5 tRNA genes and 2 rRNA genes are annotated in these 1,532 nt (G+C 43.7%); all 7 read right to left on the minus strand.

Annotated elements, in window-relative coordinates:
• Positions 1-283: ribosomal RNA gene (locus BXO87_RS00070) — 16S ribosomal RNA — on the minus strand; the annotation flags it as partial.
• A 303-nt stretch (positions 284-586) separates the two neighbouring features.
• Positions 587-663, minus strand: a tRNA-Pro gene (locus BXO87_RS00075).
• Positions 664-679: 16 nt separating this feature from the next.
• Positions 680-756: transfer RNA gene (locus BXO87_RS00080), tRNA-Arg, on the minus strand.
• A 32-nt stretch (positions 757-788) separates the two neighbouring features.
• Positions 789-863 (minus strand) — tRNA-Gly (locus BXO87_RS00085).
• Between the two features lie 346 nt (positions 864-1,209).
• Positions 1,210-1,282: transfer RNA gene (locus BXO87_RS00090), tRNA-Thr, on the minus strand.
• Positions 1,283-1,284: 2 nt separating this feature from the next.
• Positions 1,285-1,359, minus strand: a tRNA-Asn gene (locus tag BXO87_RS00095).
• Positions 1,360-1,405: 46 nt separating this feature from the next.
• A 5S ribosomal RNA gene (gene rrf / locus BXO87_RS00100) occupies positions 1,406-1,521 on the minus strand.
• Between the last annotated feature and the right edge of the window lie 11 nt (positions 1,522-1,532).

Genomic DNA, 1,532 nt, shown 5'->3' on the forward strand with positions numbered 1-1,532 from the left:
GCCTTGGTGAGCCGTTACCTCACCAACTAGCTAATGCGCCGCGGGTCCATCTGTAAGTGGTAGCCGAAGCCACCTTTTATGTCTGAACCATGCGGTTCAAACAACCATCCGGTATTAGCCCCGGTTTCCCGGAGTTATCCCAGTCTTACAGGCAGGTTACCCACGTGTTACTCACCCGTCCGCCGCTAACATCAGGGAGCAAGCTCCCATCTGTCCGCTCGACTTGCATGTATTAGGCACGCCGCCAGCGTTCGTCCTGAGCCAGGATCAAACTCTCCGATAAAGTAGTTTGACTGACTACGCACATCGCTGTGCGATTTATTTAAAACTTTGAATTAACAGGTACGTTTTGTCTTGTTTAGTTTTCAAAGATCATTACCGCTTGTTGAAGCAGCTTTATTATCTTACCACTCAGCTTCTTTTATGTCAACAACTTTTTTCAAGTTGTTTCCGAAGCTTTTTGTTGTTATCTGCTGTTCATCAGCGACGTTTAATAATATACCACGGTGTCTCTCTATAAATCAAGTATTTTTTTAAAAAAAAGAGAGAAAAAGAAAACCAGTATATTATCTTTAAAGTTTGAGAATGGTCGGGAAGACAGGATTCGAACCTGCGACCCCATGGTCCCAAACCATGTGCTCTACCAAGCTGAGCTACTTCCCGATTTTTAAAAATATTATGGCGCGCCCGAGAGGAGTCGAACCCCTAACCTTTTGATCCGTAGTCAAACGCTCTATCCAATTGAGCTACGGGCGCAATTAATATCACAATATCCCGTTGGGATAAAATGGAGCGGAAGACGGGATTCGAACCCGCGACCCCCACCTTGGCAAGGTGATGTTCTACCACTGAACTACTTCCGCAAGTAAAAATGTAAAGCATGGCCAGAATACAGCCTCAGATAGCGGTAAACTGTATTATTATTTATTCAGTAAAAATCCAAACGGTATAACCCGCAGATCAATCTAAACATACTGCTCATTATGACAAAAGTAATTATATCAAGGTTTTGATAAAAGTCAATACCGTTTAACAATTAATTATGTTAATCTCTTTGAATCATTGAAGCAAGGCTAACTTCATCAGAAAGCGCGCTTTAAACACCTATACCTTAACTGTTGCAATCAGTAACAGTTTTTACTGATCCAAATAAAAAAATAACAGTTCCATAACATGCGGAAACTGCTTCAGATCAACGTATTTTAGATAAGCTTCCAAGCGGGCTCGAACCGCTGACCTCTTCCTTACCATGGAAGTGCTCTACCTGCTGAGCTATGGAAGCAATGGCTCCGCAGGTAGGACTCGAACCTACGACCGATCGGTTAACAGCCGATAGCTCTACCACTGAGCTACTGCGGAATATTATAAGCTTCATAAACAAAAACATGGTAGATAAAATAAAAAAGCTTGGCGGCGTCCTACTCTCACAGGGGGAAACCCCCGACTACCATCGGCGCTGAAGAGCTTAACTTCCGTGTTCGGCATGGGAACGGGTGTGACCTCTTCGCTATCGCCACCAAACCATTGAGAGT

Source organism: Bacillus sp. GZB, assembly GCF_001975995.1.
GTDB lineage: Bacteria > Bacillota > Bacilli > Bacillales > Bacillaceae > Bacillus > Bacillus velezensis.